Raw genomic sequence first — 21,316 nt, 5'->3', positions numbered from 1 at the left:
CTATTTATTACATTTACTTTAAATCCTAGCAGCATTTTAAGTAAAAGACAAAAATTATTCAACATCATTCTCCTCATTCTAGCAGGAGAAGCTAATTTTATTTTACCCTTTGTACTAGCTCGCATCTTTAGACCTACCGTATTAGATTTATTTGAACTTAGTAACCTACAATTAGGAGCCTGTTTTTCTATATATGGTATTGTTGCTTTTATCTCATACCTATTAGGTGGCAGCCTAGCAGATAAGTTTCAGCCGCGTTATTTAATGGCCTTTTCTTTATTCCTTACCGCTTTAGGCGGAATGTACATGTCTACTTATCCTTCATATATGGGATTAAGTCTTCTGTATGGTTATTGGGGCTTTACCACTATTTTTCTGTTTTGGGCAGCAATGATTAAAGCTACCAGAATTTGGGGTGGACAACACCGGCAAGGAATCGCCTTTGGTTTACTAGATGGTGGCCGTGGATTAATTTCGTTTGCCTTTGGATGGTTGGGTATTCTTATTTTTTCCATACTATTAGTCAATAAGATTGAAGATTCAAGCTTACTAGAGCGTAAAGAAGCCTATCGATACATCGTTCTCATTTGTTCTATCATTATTGCTTTGATAGGAGTTTTATTGATCATGGTATTAAAAGATCATCCTCATCAGCAAACTAGTCCTAGAATACTATCTACCCGTCAGGTATTCAACAACTACCTTAATGTCATTAAGTTACCATCAGTATGGTTATTGATGATTATTATATTATGTGCTTATACTGGTTATAAAATCACAGATATTTATTCTCAATATGCTAATGAAGTCATGGGATATAATGAAACAGATGCTGCCGCTATAGGCAGTAATTTACTGGGTATACGTATCATCATAGGTATCATCATAGGACTGCTGGCAGATAAAACGCGATCTTCATTAATGATGATCATCAGTTTTACAATTACTATTATAGGAGCATTCATATTTGTATCTGGTCTAATACAGCCTGATACTACTCTACTTTTTGGCTTTACAATCATAACCGTCGCTACTGGAGTATATGCCTTTAGAACCTTATACTTTGCAGCCATACAAGAAGGAAAGATACCCATGGCCGTTACCGGTACTGCCGTAGGGCTCATATCTTTAGTAGGCTATACACCAGATATATTTATGGGTCCTGCCATGGGAATACTATTAGACAATTCTCCTGGCTCACTAGGTTTTCAAAAAGTGTTTTTGATGCTGGCCATATTTGCAATAGTAGGATTAATAGCCGCATATTTCTTTCATCGTATAAACACTAGAGAATTACCACAAGAGTTGTAATGTTCCCGCTTTCGCGAAAGCGTCAACAAAAAAAGCAGCCTTATTAGACTGCTTTTTAAAAAAATGAAATCAAGTTTCTTTATCGAGGATTCAGTATTAAATCAACTCGAGCCAGTAAATCTTCATAGTGGTATTTATTAACCTGATTAGATGCTGAGTTTCTCTTACTGCGTAAGGTTGATTGTAAAGTGTTTAACTCACCTCTAACTAATGCTCTAACATCACTTTGTGCGATATTATAAGAACTGCGAGAAGAATCTTCAGTCATTAAATAAGAAAGTCTATCGATATAAACTCTTTGTAGATTTCTCCTATAAATATCTGTAGTAGATTTTGAAAATATTCCCTTTCTAACATCTTGTAACATCTCTAATGCCGTATAATAATTTGCATCTACCGTTTCAGAATTAATCAATCTACCGATACGGTCAAAGCTTAGTAAACTATTTAATTGACGTGCCTGTATTGATCTTAACCTGTCAAAGTAACCTTCAGGCCCTATATTTTGAACGATATTTTTATCAACTAACCAGCTAGGTGTTTCAAAAACGTTTTTAATAATCCACTGTACAGATTCTTGTTGAGTCTTTTTATCTACCGTACTGTACACTGTTCCCGATTGAGATGGTTTTTTAAGATCTTCATTAACGCCACCTACATTAGTCACTACATGACCAGCATATCTTGAATACACGCCTAATAGCTCGCCGTACAATTCTTGTAAATCGTCATAATTATCTGTTTGACTAGATGTCCATTGAGATAAATTTTGAGCAACGTATTTCAAGTTTTTCATTCCATAAGTACTCGCTTTTATAGGATTATTACCTATTGCTTCGGTTTGAGATTGTGGATCAAAACGACTACTCTGACGACCAAATTTATAAACAGGATCACCAGCTTTTTCCATAATCCAACTATTTAAAGTAGCCACTTCATCTTCTGGAGATGTAGCCTCTGGAATCACACGATAACCCCAATTAGTGGCATAGTGATCGTATGGTCCCATTTGACGTACAAACCTGATATTCTCATCACCTGGTTGTGCAATATAATTGTAACGTGCATAGTCCATTAAACTAGCAGCGATACCATTTTCTTGTGTAAAGGCTCCATTTCTATAATCTTCAACATCATAAGCATAACTAGCTGCCATATTGTGAGGAAAACCTAATGCATGTCCTATCTCATGTGCGATTACCTGGCGCATCATCTCACCCATTTCTTTAGTATCAGTATCTAAAGTACGTGCACTAGGATTAGCTGCACCAGTTTCTAATAAGTATCTGTTTCTATATGATCTTAAGTGATTGTGATACCAGATGATATCGCTTTCTATAATTTCTCCACTACGTGGATCACTTACAGATGGTCCTACGGCATTACGTGTTGTACTAGCCACATATCTTACCACAGAGTATCTAATATCTTCTGGGCTAAACTCTGGATCTTCCTCTGGTGTAGGTGCATCCCTGGCAATGATTGCATTTTTAAATCCTGCAGTCTCAAATGGTTTTTGCCAGTCCTCTATTCCTTGTTTAATATATTCTTTTAAATTCTCTGGTGTACCAGGATCTAGATAGTAAACAATAGGCTTAATAGGCTCTACTAATTCACCACGAGCATAAGCTTCTGGATCCTTAGGTTCTAATCTCCATCGACGTATATAGGTTTTCTCATCAGCCTTTAATGCTTTACTAGAATAATCTATCTGATCTACTGTAAAAAAGCCTACTCTAGGATCAAATAATCTAGGCTGCATAGGTACTTCTGGCAGTAAGATCATAGATTGATTAACCTGCATGCTTATCGACCCTACAGAGCTGTTAGAAGGTGGTTCTGCAGCGGTATATGTAAAATCTTGTTTAACCTCTATATTTTCTGGAAATGACTTCACAGAATTTATAAAACTGCGCTCTTTATCCAGACTTCTAACCTTATACTGTTTTCTTAATCTTGAACTCAGTCCACTTATGGATGGTACATCGGTACTTAAAAACTTAGTTACATTGATAACTACAGCGGTAGAGTCTGCACTGAAGGCTACAATATCAAAAGCATACATGATAGGTTCATAATTATTAACTTTTACAGAGTTGCTTATGGCTGCGGTAGAATCTAAAGCCACCTCAGAAAAAGACTTTACTTTTAATAAAATTTTATTTTGAAATCGTTCCCAAGCCACTACTTGCTGGTTTGTTTTACTACCAGCATTCATATAACCACCACCTAGATTAGATGGGATTTGTGCAATACGTGTTACCCATAGCATGTCTTTCTCGAGCATATCATTAGGGATCTCATAGAAAAAATCGTCTTCAACTTGATGCGTTTTAAAAAGCCCATCATCTGTTACAGCATCACTTGTAACCACCTTAGAGTAGGGTTTAAATTTTGATTTTTTCTTACTTGTTTTTTCTGATTCTGTTTTTGCGGCGACAGCTTTTTGTGCTGTTTTACAAGATGTCGAAAACGCAAACAGCAGCAACATCGCAATGAATAAGCCTGATTTCTTCATAAGATTAAGATGTAGTAAAATATTTTAGGCTTACAAAATATGCCATCTCACTCTTCTAATCATAAATGCTATGAAAACGTTAACAATTCTTAACATTTTAAAGTTTGTGTTATAACAATCCCATATCTTTAAAAATCTAATACCTCATTAATGAATTACAGGCTTTTACTTCTAGTTTTAATCCCTACATTACTGATTTGCTCTTGTCATAAAGCGCAAGAGGACGTTATAAAAGATGAGCGTTTTCATATAAAAGTAGTCGATCTAAAAGAGCAAAAACTGCAGTTATACTGGCTGGATAATTATGGTAAACCTTTAAAAACTTTTACCCAACTCAAAAATCACCTCGACCAGCGTGGCGACAGCCTACTCTATGCCATGAATGCAGGCATGTATCTTAAAGACCATTCACCTCAAGGCCTTTATATAGAAAACAAAATCATTCTTAAAAAGCTAGACACTACAACTGTAGCTTATGGTAATTTTTATTTACAACCTAATGGTGTTTTTTATCTTACAAGAAATGGACGCGCACAAGTGGCCGCAACCAGTAAACTTACCGATTTAAGTGAAATGACCTATGCGACACAATCTGGACCTATGTTAGTTATAGATGGGAAACTGCATCCCGCATTTAATCAAGATTCCAAGAATTTACATATCCGTAATGCGGTAGGTATTTTACCTGATGGGCGTATTTTATTAGTCCAATCTAGAGAAAAAATCAATTTTTATGATTTAGCTCTATTTTTTAAAAAACAAGGCTGTAAGAACGCTCTTTATCTCGATGGATTTGTATCCCGTATTTTTGATCCAGAAAATGGTGTTGAACAAATGGACGGTAGATTTGGTGTAATGATAGGTATAAGTAATTAAGAAATTTAAGATGCCTTAATTATATCTTTTACGCTTTCGCGGAAGCGACTAAAAAACCTAACAATCTCCCTTTAAAATCATTGCCTTTTTAAAAAGAGAAGTGTAACTTTACTATATGACAGAACTAGAAATTCTAGAAGAGAATAAACGCATTGCACAAGGTTATAAAGATCTACTAAAGATAAGTTATCAAACACTTACTGACGAAGATAAAAAACTGATACGCAAGGCTTTTGATATTGCCGTAGAAGCACATGCGCCGCAACGTCGTAAATCTGGAGAGGCCTATATCTTTCATCCAATAGCGGTAGCAAAAATTGTTGCAAAACAGATAGGTCTAGACGCTAGTGCCATAGCCGCTGCATTATTACATGACGTTGTTGAGGATACAGAATATACACTAGATGATATTGAGAGACTATTTGGCACTACGATCGCAAAAATAGTTGATGGACTTACTAAAATAGCTCATCTTAAAAAAGATGCCGATATCTCTCAACAGGCAGAGAACTTCCGTAAGATGTTACTCACGCTTAATGAAGATATAAGAGTAATCATCATAAAAATAGCTGACCGCTTGCATAACATGCAAACCATGGACAGTATGCCTGATTATAAACAGGTTAAAATAGCTAGTGAGACTTTATATATTTATGCGCCTATCGCTCATAGATTAGGACTGTATAATATTAAAACTGAACTTGAAGATCTAGGACTAAAGTATACAGAACCTGATGTTTTTAATGACATACAACAATCTATAAAAGAATCTAAAGAGGAACAAGATCAATTTATTGCTGATTTTGCTTCTATTATTGATGATTCCTTAAAAAAAGAAGGACTAGAATACACCATAAAAGGTAGACCCAAATCTGTATTCTCAATACGTCGCAAGATGTTAAAGCAAAATGTCACCTTTGATGAGGTTTATGATAAGTTTGCAGTACGTATTGTTTTCCGTAGTGATCGAGCAAATGAGAAGTTCCTTGCTTGGAAGATTTATTCTATCGTAACTGACCACTTCAGACCTAATCCTGTACGATTGCGTGACTGGATAAGTAGTCCTAAGTCTACTGGATATGAAGCTTTACACATCACTGTAATGGGACCAGATGGTCGCTGGGTAGAAGTACAAATACGCAGCGAACGTATGCATGAAATTGCTGAAAAAGGTTATGCCGCACACTATAAATATAAACAAGGTGATCAAGAAGATGGATTAGATGTATGGTTAAATAGATTGCAAGATGCTCTAGAAAATGCTGACTCTAGCGCCATAGACTTTGTTGAAGAGTTTAAACTCAATTTATACAGCAAAGAGATATTTGTATTCACACCTAAAGGTGAATTAAAGTCTTTACCTAAAGGAGCAACACCTTTAGATTTTGCTTTTAGTATCCATACTGAAGTAGGACTTAAAACTCGAGGTGCCCGTGTTAATGGTAAACTAGTACCTTTATCACATGAATTAAGTAGTGGTGATCAGGTAGATATTATCACTTCAGAAAATCAAAAGCCTACTAAGAACTGGCTGGATTATGCAACTACCGCTAGAGCAAGGCAAAAAATTAAGTCTGCTTTAAAAGATGATCAGAAAGATCTGGCTCTAGAAGGTAAAGCTGTATTGAATAGAAAACTACGTTCTTTAAAAATACCACTGGATGAAAAGTCCATAAATCAAATGGTTAACTTCTTTAAGTTAAAAACCAGTCACGATTTATTTTATCGAGTAGGTCTAGGAACTATAGATAATAAAATGATCAAAGAATACGCAAATAGTCGTAGTAACGCCTTGTATTCTTTTATTAAAAACAAAATCAGGAAGCCTAAAGAAAATCCTGATATTCACAAAGAAGAGGTAACTGAGAATTATGATCAGTTGGTTTTTGGGAAAGATCAACAAAAACTAGATTATTCTTTTTCAAAGTGTTGTAGCCCTTTACCAGGCGATTCTGTTTTTGGATTTGTTACTGTTACAGAAGGTATTAAAGTTCATAAAAATAATTGTCCTAATGCTATTAGTATGCAAAGTAAATTTGCATATCGTATCATGAGTGCAAAATGGATCGATTCTAGTCAGCAAGAGTATCGTGCAGACGTGATACTTACCGGTATTGATCGCATGGGATTAGTTCAAGAAGTGACTAGAGTCATATCTGAAAACATGCATGTAAACATTAGAAATATTAGTTTTACAAGTAATGATGGAATTTTTAAAGGAGAAATCACTGTAGTGGTACCCCATAAAAATATGCTCGTGAAGTTAATGGAAAATTTAAATAAGCTTAACGGGATTGATAAAGTCACGAGAGTATAAAAAATATGAGTAAAATTATTAACAGTTTAGAAAACGAACAGGAAATAGTGAAGAATGTATTCACTCAATTTCTTACCGATAATAAGCATCGTAAGACACCTGAACGTTATGCCATTTTGAATGAAATTTATGCTAGTGAAGACCACTTTGATGTGGAGTCATTATACATAAAAATGAAGAACCAAAATTACCGTGTAAGCCGCGCCACACTTTATAATACTATAGAATTATTACTAGCTAGTGGTTTGGTAAGAAGGCATCAATTTGGTCAAAATCAATCGCATTATGAGAAGTCATTTTTTGATAAACAACACGATCATGTAATCCTTACAGATACCGGAGAAGTTATCGAATTTTGTGACCCGAGAATAGAGTCAATAAAAAAGACCATTGAAGAGATTTTTAATGTCACAATTACCAATCATTCTTTATATTTTTACGGCCTTAAAAACACAACTGAAAAACAAGACTAATGGCAGTAGATTTATTGCTCGGCCTTCAATGGGGCGATGAGGGAAAAGGAAAAATAGTAGATGTATTAACTGCAGACTATGATATCATCGCGAGGTTTCAAGGTGGACCTAACGCAGGACACACTCTAGAATTTGATGGTATTAAACACGTTTTAAGAACGATTCCATCAGGTATATTTCATGAAAAAGCTATCAACGTTATAGGAAATGGAGTTGTTATAGATCCTGTAGTTTTTGTACAAGAATTAGATGGTTTAGAGCAGTTTAAAATTGATTACAAGAGTAAATTGATCATTTCAAGAAAAGCTCACATCATTTTACCTACACATCGTTTACTAGATGCCGCATCTGAAACTTCAAAAGGTAAAGCAAAAATAGGCTCTACTCTTAAAGGAATAGGTCCTACTTATATGGATAAGACAGGCCGTAATGGTTTACGTATAGGTGATCTAGAACAAGATAACTGGAAAGAAAAATACCGCAATCTAGCAAATAAGCATGAAGCCTTAATCGGTTTTCATGATGTTCAAATTCAATATGACCTTGCCGAGTTAGAGAAGGAATTCTTTACCGCAGTAGAGCGTTTAAAAGAATTAACCTTTATAGATTCTGAAGAATATTTCCAAAACGCTCAACGCAATGGAAAAACAATTCTTGCTGAAGGTGCGCAAGGTTCTTTGCTAGACATAGACTTTGGTACTTATCCATTTGTCACCTCTTCAAATACTACAGCCGCTGGTGCCTGTACTGGATTAGGTGTTGCTCCTAATCAGATAGGTGAAGTATATGGAATCTTTAAAGCTTACACAACTCGTGTAGGTAGTGGTCCATTCCCTACAGAATTATTTGATGAGGTAGGTGCTGAAATGGCTAAAGTAGGCCACGAATTTGGTGCAGTTACTGGTAGACCACGTCGTTGTGGATGGTTAGATCTTGTAGCTCTTAAATATACTTGTCAAATCAATGGTGTTACACAATTGATGATGATGAAAGGAGATGTGCTTTCAGGTTTTGATAGTCTACAAGTTTGTACAGGTTATAAATATAAAGGTGAAACCATACACCATTTACCATATAACATTGAGGCAGAAAATGTAACACCTATTTATACTGAATTCCCTTGCTGGAAAGAAGATTTAACTAAAATGAGTGATCCTTCACAATTCCCAGCAGAATTGAACAATTATATTGACTTCCTTGAAAAAGAGTTAGAAATCCCTATCAAAGTAGTTAGTGTAGGTCCAGATAGAACGCAAACTATCCATAGATAAATTTTAAAAAGCCTCTTTGAGGCTTTTTTTTGATACCATTAAAGATTTAACCTTTGAAAAAATACATAGCAACAGCAATTAAAGGAATACTGATGGGCGCGGCAGATGTCGTACCTGGTGTATCTGGTGGTACCATAGCGTTCATTACTGGCATTTATGAAGAACTCATAAAAACTATTGATAGATTAGATATAGGCGTTTTTAAATCTTTTTTTAATCACGGTATAGCTGCCACTTTTAAACGTTACAATTTAGGCTTCTTACTGTCATTAATCATTGGTATAGCGATCAGTATTTTAAGTCTTTCTAAGCTAATCACCTATTTATTAGGTGCGCATCCTATTCTAGTTTGGTCCTTTTTCTTTGGATTAGTTCTAGCCAGTATCCTTTATATAGCAAAACAAATCACACGATGGAACGTAGCAGCCATCACCATTATGATTATAGGTGCTGCTCTATCTTACTGGATTACTATTGCAGAGCCGGTTGCCTCTCCAGAAAGCTGGTGGTATTTACTATTTTCTGGTTTTATAGCGATAATAGCTATGATCCTACCAGGTGTTTCTGGTGCATTTTTATTACTACTACTAGGTAGTTATGAAACAGTACTAGGATCGATTACAGGATTTATGGAAGCTATTATTGCTGGAGATTGGAGTGCAGCATGGGATTATTTTACCAATCTTCTCATGGTAGCCATAGGTGCTATTTTGGGTATTAAGTTATTTTCTAGAGCACTTACATGGTTATTTGAAAACCATAAAAACTTAACTCTAGCATTACTTACAGGATTTATGATAGGTTCACTCAATAAATTATGGCCATGGAAAGTGATTCTTAAAACCAGAATTAATTCACATGGAGAAGAAGTGCCGTTTCTAGAGAAAAGTATTTTACCGCAAAATTTTACGGGTGACGCTCTTATTTTATATGCTGGGATACTTATGGTTCTAGGATTTTTACTTATACTTATATTAGAAAAAGTAGCTCATAAAAAAACGAACTAGTGCGACAACCTACCCGTAGTTTTAGCGATAAATTCTACTTAGTATTAAAAGGCATTGCTATGGGAACCGCAAATAAGGTTCCTGGAGTAAGTGGTGGCGTCGTGGCATATGTAGCCGGATTTTATGAAGAGTTCATATATTCATTTCAAAAACTTAATCTTAAAGCACTCAAATTATTATTTAATGGTAGGTTTAAAACCTTCTATGAATATATAAATGGTCGTTTTCTATCCCTAATCATTCTGGGAGAAGTCCTCAGTTATTTTACAGTAAGTAAAGGATTTGATATACTAATTAAAAATTATCCTATACTGGTGTGGTCAGCATTTTTTGGGATGATACTAGGATCTATCTATTATATCTCTAGAGATTATGATGCCTGGACACGCAAAAATATTATGATTCTAGCTATAGGTACCGCTATAGGTGTAGGTACCTCACTACTAGATCCAGCCACAGATAATACTAACTTATTTTTTGTATTTTTTTGTGGTATGGTAAGCATATCTGGCATGACTTTACCTGGTTTAAGCGGCAGTTTTATACTTATTTTACTAGGTAATTATGTATTGCTTTTAGTAGACAGTATCAATGCCTTTTTTGATACGATGGTCGCGGTCGTACAATGGGATTTTTCTTGGTGGAATGATCCTATTCATATGGACTTACTCGCTATTTTAGGAGTCTTTCTACTAGGGTCATTTATAGGTCTCATTAGTTTATCACACCTACTGGGCTGGACCTTTAAACACTACCGCAATGAGACTAATGCCATGATTATAGGGTTTATAACAGGCTCACTAGGTGTGGTATGGCCATGGAAAAAAGAAATATACACCATAGATGTAGCTGGTAATTATATGACAGACGCTAGTGGTAACCCTATACTAGAAAACTATAGCCGCTACTGGCCAGACCTTACAACAGCACATACCTGGCTAGCAATAGGACTTATAATTGCTGGTTTCTTAATCGTATATCTTATAGATAAATATGGACAACAAGCAAATCCCGCATAGCGTTTTTGGACTCATAGGCCAGAGATTGGACTATAGTTTTTCTCGAGCTTATTTTACAGAAAAATTTGAAAACTTGGGATTAGAAGATCATGAATACCGCAACTTTGAAATAAAAACAGAGGATGATTTATTACGCTTTCGCGAAAGCGTGACCTACAACCCTATCACTAAAACCACCAATGGTAAAAATGAGATCATACGTGGACTCAATGTTACGATTCCATACAAAGAATCCATGCTTAAAATTTGTGATCGATTAACACCTGAAGCCAAAACTATAGGCGCTGTAAATACAGTAGTTATAGAAGATAATGAATGGATAGGACATAATACAGATGTTTACGGATTTGCAAAAAGTCTAGAACCGTTTTTACCTATTCAACAAAATGCTCTAATCTTAGGGACAGGTGGCGCGTCAAAAGCCATATCTTATACATTAGATGCGCTTAAAGTACCACATCTATTTGTTTCTCGTAATCCACAGGCCGAGTACAGTATTCCCTATGAAAAAGTAGATAACGAGGTCCTTAAAATAATTTCACTTATCATTAACTCTACACCTGTAGGGACTTATCCAGATATTGAAGATAGACCAGATTTACCCTATGATCATATCACAAAAGAGCATATTTTATATGATCTAGTCTACAATCCTAGCAATACTATGTTTATGAAAATGGGAAAGGTCCATGGTGCTCGAGTAACTAATGGATATCAAATGCTGGTACATCAAGCAGAGAAGTCTTGGGAATTATGGAATCAGTAATCCTGTTTAATCATTGCCATATCTAGTGATTCTCTTTATCTTGCACTCCTTTAAATCTATATTATGGATACGAACGACAACCTGCATAAAGATGCAGACGGAAATTTAGAAAACGTGAACAACACTGACCAGAACCCACAAGACATGCCAGAAAATGACATGAATACAGAATCTACAACAAATGTAGAAGCAACCACAGTTACACCAGCAGAAACCGTAACTAGTGAAGATATTAAGGATGAGAAAGTTGAAGCACCAGCTGAAACTCTTAAAGAAACTGAGACTACTACAGACAATGATGACGACAGTGATGATCATGTAGAAGATGTTGAAGCTCAAACATTGCCTGATACAGATTATAATACCTTAGAAATGCCTGCATTAGTAGCATCTTTAAGACAATTGATACAGGATTTTCCTATCAACACGATTAAAACTCATGTAGATGATATCAAAAAAGCGTTTGAATCAAAAGATCAAGAAGCTGAGAAAGAAGCTCGTGATGAATTTGTAAAAGCAAATCCAGCTACAGAAGAAGCTCCGGCTCCAGAGTTTGTTTATGATAATCCTATCAGTAAAGAGTTTAACGATTTACACAGTTTATATCGCAAACAACGTGGAGAGTTTCAACGTCAACAACGTAAAGAACAAGAAGACAATCTTGAAAAGAGAAAAAACATCATTGAATCTATTAAGAATTTAATTGATGAAGAGGAAAATATAGGGACTACTTTTAAAAAGTTCAATGCCCTACAACAAGAGTGGAAAAATACTGGTAAAATACCACATGATGCTTATAACATCGTATGGAATGATTATCGTTTACACACTCAAAACTTCTATGATTACATTGATTTAAGTAAAGAATTACGTGATAAAGACTTTGAACGTAATCTAGATTTTCATAATAAAATCATCGCACGTGCTGAAGAGCTAGGAAATGAGCCAGACATCCATAAGGCTTTACGTGAGCTTCAAGAATTACACCGCATGTGGAAAGAAGATGCTGGACCAGTAGCTAAAGAACATAGAGATCCAATCTGGGATAAATTTAGTGCAGCAACTAAAGTGATACATGATAAAAGACAAGCTTATTATGAAGAGCGCGATAAACTAGCTGATAAAAACCAAACGATTAAGCAAAACATAATCGCTGAAATTAAAAAATTACAGCAGCTGGTGCCAAAAATCATAAAGGATGGCAGGACCGTCTAGAGGAAGTAAATGCTTTGAAAGAATTATTTACTCAAACTGGACCTGCAACTAAAGCATTGAACAATCATTTATGGGAACAATTTAGAATTGTTGGACGTGAATTTAATCATGCAAAAAACGCCTTCTATAAAGACCTAAAGAAAGATCAGCAAGAGAATCTAGATAAGAAAATGAAACTTATAGAGATTGCTGAGCAGCACCTGGCTGGCGATGATTTCAATGGCTCTTTACCTGTTATGAAGCGTATTCAAAGTGAATGGAAAGAGATAGGTCATGTTCCTAGGAAAGTAAGTGATAAAATCTGGAAGCGTTTTCAGGCTGCGTGTAATGGTTTCTTTGATAAGAAAAATGCACAAAGAAAAGAAGAGAATGCTGAGGAAACAGCAAATTTTGAGGCAAAGATGAGAGTCTTTGATGCCTTAAAAGAAATGTTACCACAAGATGATCAAGATGCTATGAAGGCTGATGTTGAAAAACATATGGCAGACTGGGCAGCAATAGGTAGAGTTCCTTATTCTAAACGTCATATTCAAGACAAGTTTGATAAATTATTACAAGCTAAATTAAAAGCTGCTGGAATGAGCGCTGTGGATGCAGAAATGCTTAAATATCAGTCTAAACTTTCTAGTTTAGAATCTGGAGATGCTCGTGATTTTACAAATGAGCGCTTTTATTTAAAAAAGCGTCGTGATGAAATACAAGACGAAAAAAGACAGCTTGAAAATAACATGCAGTTTATTAACGCAAAAGATGATAAAAACCCTTTTGTAGTTCAACTAAAAAAGAACACAGCTGCATTAGATAAAGAACTAGACTTAATTAAAGAAAAGCAAAAACAGCTCAATATTCTTGAACGTCAAATGAACAAAACAGATGACGAAGATTCAAAAGATGAAGAATCTTCTGAGGCAACAGAATAGTTCAGTTCTATTGAATAGCATAACTTTAAAGCACCAGTAGATTCTGGTGCTTTTTTTTATTTTTATAATCAAAATCAGAAGTCATGTTTAAATTTTTAAAAAGCCTTTTTGAAACACCTAAAGGTGAACATGGCTCTTTGATGGATAGTCGTGATCCAAAAGCGGAAATTTCTCAAACCACTATTCAAACCGTTGTAGAGGCCTTAAGGCCTATTCAATTGCCTGCTCAACATCTTTCACAATCAAATGAAGTTGACGATAAATTCCCATTATTCCCTATAGATAGCATATGGCCTAGTAACAGGAAGGATAAGCCGTTACAGTACCAAGGTTCTTTAACTACAAATGATTTTAAAGTAGCTATTTTTCAGCATGAAGACGGCTTACGAAAAGATCATACTAATTTGCAATATTTCTATTTTAAGAAAGAAGAATGGAATGAGTTAAAGGAACTTATACCATCAGATTTAAATCTTATCTCAGATAAAAGGTACAAACAGACTGCTATCGTTTCTCTTCCTATCTGGGAAGAAATAATACACAGGTATCCTGAAATCCACAAACTGATCGTTAAACTTGCTCCTAACCATCCATGGACACTTTATAAAAGAGCTAAAAAAGCACTATGCGATATAGATATTACACAACAAATATATGGCTATCCACAATGGATGATTAACGATATAGATTTTAGAAAAATAAAAGAGCTACAATTCTTGTTTCAAATAGAGGACCTCAACAACACAGTAGTCCACTACTATTTCACAGATGGTAAAGAAATTCAACAATTTGTGCAACGGCAATAGAGCCATATAAAGCATCTGAATTTAATTTTACTTATCGATAGAAAGCTTTACCATATCATTCGACTTATTTAACATGGTACGTTTTCTCATTTTATTATTGATTCCCATAAGTATGATAAATACTATAGATATTATTGATTTTGGTAAATCTGGGAATACTAATGATTGGGTGATAGTAAATGATGACGTAATGGGTGGTTTATCGCAAAGCACAGCAGTGGCATATGAAAATTACGTTTTATTTTCTGGTACAACATCATTAAAAAATAATGGTGGTTTTGCCAGCTATCGCAGTCCTTATGGAAATTTTAATCTTAAAGACCTCACAGCTGTTGAAATAAAATTTAAAAGTACAGGCCGGCGGTTTTCTTTTCAGTTAGATGCTTATCGTTCCTGGTGGTATCCTAACTATAAACATCAATTTTCTAATAATAGTGATCAGTGGACTACCGTTCAATTACCGCTCGGAAATTTTAAAGAATATAAAGTAGGAGAACAAACCGGTAAAAAAATATCCCAATCACAATTAGAAAACATCTTGCGATTGGGAATTATATTATTAGATAAAGAAGAAGGTCCTTTTGAATTGCAAATAGACTACATCAAATTTATTTAAGCTTTTAATTTATTTCTGTGATATGCTACAAGACCATCAATCGGTCTACGTACTATGTTTCCAACTTCATAACCAAACTCTGCAGCGACCTGTTTAATTCTATCTTGTGCAAAGTGGGCAATACTACCTACAAAATGAACTTCATAAGATTTAATTTCTTCTCTAAATTGTAAAATCATATTACGAGAAAACTTACGCAATCCTTTCCTAAGTAATTTTTTAATGTAACGTTCATCAAGGTTTTGAAAAATAAATTCAGCATGATGCGCTAGAAAAGCATTAGGATTAGGTTGCTTATACAGATGAAATTTTAAATAATCCGGATCCAGATTATATGCTTTTTCAAATTTATTCATTAAATCTGATGGCATATTTTTAAAACCATAATCTCTCAATAAATTTTTACCATACCAGTTCCCACTGGCCTCATCCATAAGCGTATATCCAAGAGAAACGACACGTTGCTCTATAGTATTTCCATCACTGAAACAGCAGTTAGAACCAGTACCTAATATACAAACGATGCCAGGCTCATCACCTACTGCCGCATAAACCGCCGCTGCTGTATCTTCTTTAACGACTACTTCTGCATTTGAAAAATAATTTTTCAATAAATTCTCAAGAGCAAGTCTAGGATTTTCTGTACCACAACCTGCACCATAAAAAAATAGTTTTTCAACCTGATCCTTATGTGCTACTAATTCTTTACTTTCTAGAATGCGCAAAGGCAATTCTTCAAGAGTAAGAATGGCTGGATTCATACCACCTGTTTTCACTTTAAATAGCTGCTCTCCATTATTATCAAGAGCAATCCAGTCGCACTTAGTAGAGCCACTATCTGTAATTAAAATCATAAAAAAGTATTTAATAAAGTCTATCCTTGGGCTGGATAGAAAAAAGAAGGCTATCGATATGTAATCGATAGCCTTTTTAAAATTATAGAGAGTGTACTTTTTCAGCTAGGTCTACTAACTTATTAGAATAACCAAACTCGTTATCATACCAGCTAACTAACTTAAAGAATGTAGGGTTTAATTCTATAGCTGCGCCTGCATCATATATACTAGTTCTAGCATCACTTACAAAATCCTGTGACACCACTGCTTCATCAGTATAACCTACTACACCAGCCATAGCACCTGTAGACGCATCTTTAAACGCTTTATTAATTTCTTCTAGAGAAGTTTCTTTATTTAACTTAACCGTTAAATCTACTACAGATACATCAACCGTAGGCACACGGAACGCCATACCCGTTAATTTCCCCTTTAAAGATGGAATCACCTTAGTAACTGCCACTGCCGCACCAGTTGTTGCAGGTATAATATTATTCATAGCACTACGACCTAGTCGATAGTTTTTCTTGCTAGGACCATCAACAGTTGCTTGCGTTGCTGTAGTTGCATGTACTGTAGTCATTAAAGCCTCAGCAATACCAAAATTCTCATCAAGTATCTTTGCCATAGGTGCTAGACAGTTTGTCGTACATGAAGCGTTAGATACAATTTTATGATCTGCAGTTAATTCATGATCGTTAACACCCATTACAAACATAGGTGCTGTTTTTGATGGTGCAGATATCACCACTTTCTTTGCTCCAGCATCGATATGTGCCTGTGCACTATCTAGATCAGTAAAAATACCGGTACAATCTGCAACAACGTCTACTCCTACTTCATCCCATTTTAAGTTCTTCGGGTCACGCTCTGCAGTGACACGAACTTGTACGCCGTCAATGATTAAGTTACCATCTTTAATTTCAATAGATCCACCATAACGTCCGTGTACAGAATCATATTCTAGCAAGTAAGCTAGTTGTTCTACATCTACTAAATCATTAATTGCTACTACTTCTACGTTGGCACGTTCTAGAGTTGCTCTAAAAACGATACGTCCTATGCGACCAAATCCGTTGATTGCTAATTTCAGTTTTTTACTCATCTTATTTAATTGTTAGTTCTTATTAATTGTTGTTTGCACGCTTTCGCGAAAGCGTATTTAAAAAATCTATTATACCGTCATGATATCAGATACTCGTAAGAGCTCTGTGTCAATTTCGGTTTTACCTTTTACAGCCATGTCCAATGGACATAACTCAATCTTATTATTATTGATACCGACCATATAATTAGTCTTACCTTCTAGAAGACTTTCTACTGCTTTAACGCCCATACGACTGGCGAGAACACGATCCCAACATGATGGCGAGCCACCGCGTTGCATGTGACCTAGTACAGATACACGTACCTCATACTCTGGCATGTTCTTCTCTACATAATCTTTTAACTCAAACACGTTATCACCTGTCTTATCACCTTCGGCAACTACTACTATACTCGATGATTTACCAGACTCGCGACTGCGTTTTAAACTCTCTACGAGACGATCTTTCCCCATGTCTTCTTCAGGTATAAGAATCTCCTCTGCACCAGCACCTACTCCAGCATTAAGAGCGATGTGCCCTACATCACGTCCCATGACCTCTACAAAAAATAGTCTGTTGTGAGAACTGGCCGTATCCCTAATCTTATCGATACACTCTACTACCGTATTTAATGCAGTGTCAAAACCTAAGGTTGAACTGGTCCCATAAATATCATTATCTATAGTACCAGGAATTCCCATTACAGGAAAGTTAAACTCTTCATTAAAGACCATACCACCGGTAAAACTACCATCTCCACCTATTACCACTAACGCATCCATACCAGATGCTTTTACGTGCTCATAAGCTTTCTTTCTTCCTTCTACCGTGCGGAATTCTTGAGAACGTGCACTTTTAAGTATCGTTCCACCTTTATTAATGATATTATTGACACTACGTGCAGTCATTTCTTTAAAATCACCTTCTATCAATCCTTGATAACCGCGATAAATACCTAAACATTCTACACCATGAAATGCACAGGTACGTACTACTGATCTTAATGCAGCATTCATCCCTGGAGAATCGCCTCCAGAGGTCATAACACCTATTTTCTTAATCGTTTGATTCATTGCGTTTTTCATATAATCCATGCTAATCTAGCAAAGAATCCTTAATGAAACTCATGTTTTATTCTATATTTAACCAATTCTAAAAATTCAAACGTTATCGTTAATAACTTTTACCTATGGCACTAGAACTCATTGACTTTCTGATCATCATATCGTTCTTTTTAGTATCACTATTTGTAGGAATAGCTGTCTCAAAAAAAAGTTCTAAGAACGCATCTTCCTTTTATTTATCTGGTCGTAACATGCCATGGTGGCTTCTAGGAGTTTCTATGGTGGCTACCACTTTTGCAGCAGACACGCCTAATCTGGTCGCAGGTATCGTGCGCAATACCGGTGTAGCCGGTAACTGGGAATGGTGGGCTTTTTTACTTACCGGTATGTTAACGGTCTTTTTCTATGCTAGATTATGGCGCCGCAGTGGAGTTACTACAGATCTAGAGTTTTATGAGTTAAGATATCATGGTAAAAGTGCAGCGTTTTTGAGAGGTTTTAGAGCGATATATCTAGGCGTTATATTTAATGTCATTATTATGGCTACCGTATGCCTGGCAGCAATAAAAATAGGTAATGTGATGTTTGGCTTTACTGCAGGTGAAACATTGTGGATTGCTTCTATTGTTACCGTACTTTATTCTTTATTAGGTGGATTAAAAGGCGTGTTAATCACAGATTTTATACAGTTTATAATTGCCATGGTAGGATCTATATGGGCTACTATGTACATTCTAGACTTACCTGAGATCAATGGTATGCAAAACCTCATCACGCATCCTAATGTTGCCGGTAAGATTGATTTACTGCCTGACTTTTCTAATACAGAGTTGATGATGGGTATTTTCTTAATCCCACTTGCTGTTCAATGGTGGAGTACCTGGTATCCTGGTGCAGAGCCTGGTGGTGGTGGCTATGTTGCACAACGCATGCTTGCAGCAAAGGATGAAAAAAACGCCACTTGGGCCGTGTTATTTTTTAATCTAGCACACTATGCCTTACGTCCATGGCCATGGATCATTATAGGACTGGCATCTCTTATTATCTATCCTAATTTAGACTCGCTAGCGACTGCTTTTCCTAATCTAAATCCTAAGTTTGTTAAAGACGATTTGAGTTACCCAGCGATGCTTACGTTCTTACCTGCTGGTCTGTTAGGCCTAGTTATTACTAGTTTAATAGCTGCTTTTATGAGCACTATATCCACTCATTTAAATTGGGGTTCTAGTTATGTAGTGAACGATTTCTATGCTAGGTTTATAAAAAAGGATGCCAGTGAAAAACAAAAAATAATAGTAGGAAGGCTTTCTATCGTTGCCATGATGGCTTGTGCTGGCCTATTATCATTAGTTTTAGAACAAGCAAAGGATGCTTTTGACCTAGTCATACAAATAGGTGCTGGATCAGGCTTGCTGTTTATTATGCGATGGTTTTGGCATCGTATTAATCCATGGAGTGAGATTACCGCAATGGCAAGCTCTTTAATTATTGCTATGATATTTTTTGCAGACAGTCGATTAGACACGCAACTATTTGCAAACTGGGCTGGTTATGAAAAAATATGTTTCAACGTTGTTGTTACTACCGTTGCATGGCTTATCGCCACATTTACCACCAGACCTACACAAGCAGAGACTCTAGAGCACTTTAATCATGTCATTTTTGGAAAAGAATCAAAGTTCCATAATTTTCCAGTAAAAATTTGGGGCTTTTTTATGGGAATCATTGGGGTATACAGCCTGCTGTTTTCTATCGGTAAATTTCTTTATGGAGATTATACAATGGGAAGTAGTCTAATGGGACTATTTATTATATGTGTTTTGGGATTAATAGCGTTAAGAAAGAAGTTATTTTAATACCTAAATCAATTGCTTAAGTATCAATACTCAAAACTATTTTTTTTGCTTGCGCGAAAAAGTGGAAATAAAATCAATTATTAACATGAATAAAGTAGAAACCATAAGAAAAGGCGAAGGTAAAAACTATAACTACTCACAAGATCACTGCTTTGTAAAACTATCTTCTGATCAAACTAACGGTGAATTATGTATCGTTGAGGATACTCTAAAGCCAGGATTTTATTTACCTAGACATCATCATAAATTGATGACTGAGGTCTTTTATATCCTAGAAGGCGAGGTGGATTTGATATTTGATGATCAAACCATTATTCTCAAACAAGGAGATACCATAACCGTACCTGTCAACATCTGGCATGCGGCTCGTTGTAAACATGGTGGCAAGATGCTTACTATTTTTAAAAATGGACAGTTTGACAAATACCTAGAGCGACTTTCTAAAATGTCTGATCAGGATTTTGAAAATGAAGATTTAATGGAATCTGTAGCCGAATCATTTGACATCTATAATGCCTGATTAGTTGCTGCGTATTTTTATTCTTTAAACTTTTTCATGTTCAAGCAGTCATAGGACCAACTTAAAAGGACAGTTATGAGATTTAAAGAACTCTTATGGTTTTTTATTGCCGTATTTACCAGTAATGGTACACTAGCAATGATTCAAGAACCTGCAAATGCTACACAGGTCACAGATCATCACATCAATTATACAGTGGATCAAGATTCTAACTATTTATTTTTAACTATAAGTACCTCTCATAAAGAAACGTCGCTCTCTATCCTTAGACACGGACTTACCGTTTACTTTGATGAAACTGGCCATAAAGAGAAAGAAGTATTTGTAAGATATCCATATCACAGCACACCGCAACGCCCTAATAGATCATCTAGACCACAAAATAATACAGAAGAAGCGCCTACTATCGATTATCAAGAAATTATTGCTAGTGTACCAGGTGAAGCAGAATTTGCTTTTTATGGCGATCAACAAGAGTTTCATAAAGATTTAAATGCTTTTGACATCTCACTGGGCTTTCAAATGACTGGCGAAGAACAAAACGTTCTAGAATATTTCATAAAGATCCCTAAGAATAAAATTTCTAAAGAAGAGGAAATTGATCTGTCACAACTTACCATAGGTGTTTTTACAAACATGCCAGAAAAAAATAAAGACCGTGAAGGTCAATCAGATACTGGCGTAAGTATGCGAGGAGGCAATCAACGTGGCGGTGGTCGTGGTGGATCTGGTGGCGGTAGAGGCAACCGTGGTGAAAGACCATCAACGCAAAAAGAACCTATTCGTATCGACTATTGGTTCCATGCTTATCTGGACCAGAATTAGTTTAAAGCTTTA

19 protein-coding genes are annotated in these 21,316 nt (G+C 35.7%); 15 read left to right on the top strand and 4 right to left on the bottom strand.

Going from position 1 to position 21,316, the window contains the following annotated elements; translation table 11 throughout:
• Positions 1-6: 6 nt before the first annotated feature.
• Positions 7-1,311 carry an MFS transporter gene (locus tag BST92_RS11615; RefSeq protein WP_105071603.1) on the top strand — a complete coding sequence of 435 codons (1,305 nt, stop codon included), beginning with the start codon at positions 7-9 and terminating at the stop codon, positions 1,309-1,311.
• Positions 1,312-1,390: 79 nt separating this feature from the next.
• On the opposite strand, the gene BST92_RS11610 is transcribed toward BST92_RS11615, so the two are convergent.
• On the bottom strand, positions 1,391-3,829 hold the full coding sequence (locus BST92_RS11610; RefSeq protein WP_105071602.1) for a zinc-dependent metalloprotease: 2,439 nt from the start codon (positions 3,827-3,829) through the stop codon (positions 1,391-1,393).
• A gap of 150 nt (positions 3,830-3,979) precedes the next feature.
• On the opposite strand from BST92_RS11610, the gene BST92_RS11605 reads away from it, so the two are divergent.
• The 11 genes from BST92_RS11605 (at position 3,980) to BST92_RS11560 (ending at position 15,115) form a co-directional block, all read left to right on the top strand.
• On the top strand, positions 3,980-4,705 hold the full coding sequence (locus tag BST92_RS11605; protein WP_105071601.1) for a phosphodiester glycosidase family protein: 726 nt from the start codon (positions 3,980-3,982) through the stop codon (positions 4,703-4,705).
• A gap of 115 nt (positions 4,706-4,820) precedes the next feature.
• Entirely contained in the window at positions 4,821-7,022 is a 2,202-nt protein-coding gene (locus tag BST92_RS11600; RefSeq protein WP_105071600.1) for a RelA/SpoT family protein, read from the top strand.
• A gap of 5 nt (positions 7,023-7,027) precedes the next feature.
• Positions 7,028-7,495 carry a Fur family transcriptional regulator gene (locus tag BST92_RS11595; RefSeq protein ID WP_036580631.1) on the top strand — a complete coding sequence of 156 codons (468 nt, stop codon included), beginning with the start codon at positions 7,028-7,030 and terminating at the stop codon, positions 7,493-7,495.
• A complete protein-coding gene (locus BST92_RS11590; RefSeq protein WP_105071599.1) occupies positions 7,495-8,766 on the top strand; it encodes an adenylosuccinate synthase in 1,272 nt (423 codons plus the stop codon). Before BST92_RS11595 ends, BST92_RS11590 begins: the two co-directional genes overlap by 1 nt.
• A gap of 53 nt (positions 8,767-8,819) precedes the next feature.
• On the top strand, positions 8,820-9,773 hold the full coding sequence (locus BST92_RS11585) for an undecaprenyl phosphate translocase family protein (protein ID WP_105071598.1): 954 nt from the start codon (positions 8,820-8,822) through the stop codon (positions 9,771-9,773).
• Positions 9,773-10,792: a DUF368 domain-containing protein gene (locus BST92_RS11580; RefSeq protein ID WP_105071597.1), complete on the top strand. Its 1,020-nt coding sequence runs from the start codon at positions 9,773-9,775 to the stop codon at positions 10,790-10,792. The genes BST92_RS11585 and BST92_RS11580 overlap by 1 nt, the downstream gene beginning before the upstream one ends.
• Entirely contained in the window at positions 10,767-11,558 is a 792-nt protein-coding gene (locus BST92_RS11575; RefSeq protein WP_105071596.1) for a shikimate dehydrogenase family protein, read from the top strand. Before BST92_RS11580 ends, BST92_RS11575 begins: the two co-directional genes overlap by 26 nt.
• Before the next feature lie 63 nt (positions 11,559-11,621).
• Complete coding sequence (locus BST92_RS15165) at positions 11,622-12,773, top strand: DUF349 domain-containing protein (protein WP_211292488.1); 1,152 nt, start codon at positions 11,622-11,624, stop codon at positions 12,771-12,773.
• A 14-nt stretch (positions 12,774-12,787) separates the two neighbouring features.
• Positions 12,788-13,693 (top strand): DUF349 domain-containing protein, encoded by a 906-nt coding sequence (locus BST92_RS15160; RefSeq protein WP_211292487.1) that lies wholly within the window; start codon positions 12,788-12,790, stop codon positions 13,691-13,693.
• An 83-nt stretch (positions 13,694-13,776) separates the two neighbouring features.
• Positions 13,777-14,499, top strand: a complete 723-nt coding sequence (locus BST92_RS11565) for a hypothetical protein (RefSeq protein ID WP_105071595.1) — start codon at positions 13,777-13,779, stop codon at positions 14,497-14,499.
• 112 nt (positions 14,500-14,611) lie between these two features.
• Positions 14,612-15,115, top strand: a complete 504-nt coding sequence (locus tag BST92_RS11560; RefSeq protein ID WP_170061747.1) for a CIA30 family protein — start codon at positions 14,612-14,614, stop codon at positions 15,113-15,115.
• Here BST92_RS11560 and BST92_RS11555 read toward each other — a convergent pair.
• The 3 genes from BST92_RS11555 to pfkA form a co-directional block, all read right to left on the bottom strand.
• Positions 15,112-15,969: a BadF/BadG/BcrA/BcrD ATPase family protein gene (locus tag BST92_RS11555; RefSeq protein ID WP_105071593.1), complete on the bottom strand. Its 858-nt coding sequence runs from the start codon at positions 15,967-15,969 to the stop codon at positions 15,112-15,114. The genes BST92_RS11560 and BST92_RS11555 overlap by 4 nt on opposite strands.
• A gap of 82 nt (positions 15,970-16,051) precedes the next feature.
• On the bottom strand, positions 16,052-17,056 hold the full coding sequence (gap, locus tag BST92_RS11550) for a type I glyceraldehyde-3-phosphate dehydrogenase (RefSeq protein WP_105071592.1): 1,005 nt from the start codon (positions 17,054-17,056) through the stop codon (positions 16,052-16,054).
• A gap of 69 nt (positions 17,057-17,125) precedes the next feature.
• Positions 17,126-18,112, bottom strand: coding sequence for a 6-phosphofructokinase (gene pfkA, locus BST92_RS11545; RefSeq protein ID WP_036581996.1), 987 nt, complete (start codon positions 18,110-18,112; stop codon positions 17,126-17,128).
• A gap of 116 nt (positions 18,113-18,228) precedes the next feature.
• On the opposite strand from pfkA, the gene BST92_RS11540 reads away from it, so the two are divergent.
• The 3 genes from BST92_RS11540 to BST92_RS11530 all read left to right on the top strand — a co-directional run bounded on the left by BST92_RS11540 (position 18,229) and on the right by BST92_RS11530 (position 21,304).
• On the top strand, positions 18,229-19,959 hold the full coding sequence (locus BST92_RS11540; RefSeq protein WP_105071591.1) for a sodium:solute symporter family protein: 1,731 nt from the start codon (positions 18,229-18,231) through the stop codon (positions 19,957-19,959).
• Between the two features lie 85 nt (positions 19,960-20,044).
• The gene (locus BST92_RS11535; protein ID WP_105071590.1) at positions 20,045-20,479 is read left to right on the top strand and encodes a cupin domain-containing protein; all 435 of its coding nucleotides are present in this window, start codon (positions 20,045-20,047) and stop codon (positions 20,477-20,479) included.
• Positions 20,480-20,554: 75 nt separating this feature from the next.
• The gene (locus tag BST92_RS11530) at positions 20,555-21,304 is read left to right on the top strand and encodes a hypothetical protein (RefSeq protein WP_105071589.1); all 750 of its coding nucleotides are present in this window, start codon (positions 20,555-20,557) and stop codon (positions 21,302-21,304) included.
• Positions 21,305-21,316 lie beyond the last annotated feature (12 nt).

The sequence above is a fragment of the Nonlabens arenilitoris genome, assembly GCF_002954765.1.
Classification (GTDB): Bacteria; Bacteroidota; Bacteroidia; order Flavobacteriales; family Flavobacteriaceae; genus Nonlabens; species Nonlabens arenilitoris.
The sequence above is the reverse complement of the archived record's forward strand: the minus strand, read 5'-3'. Positions and strand labels throughout refer to the sequence as shown.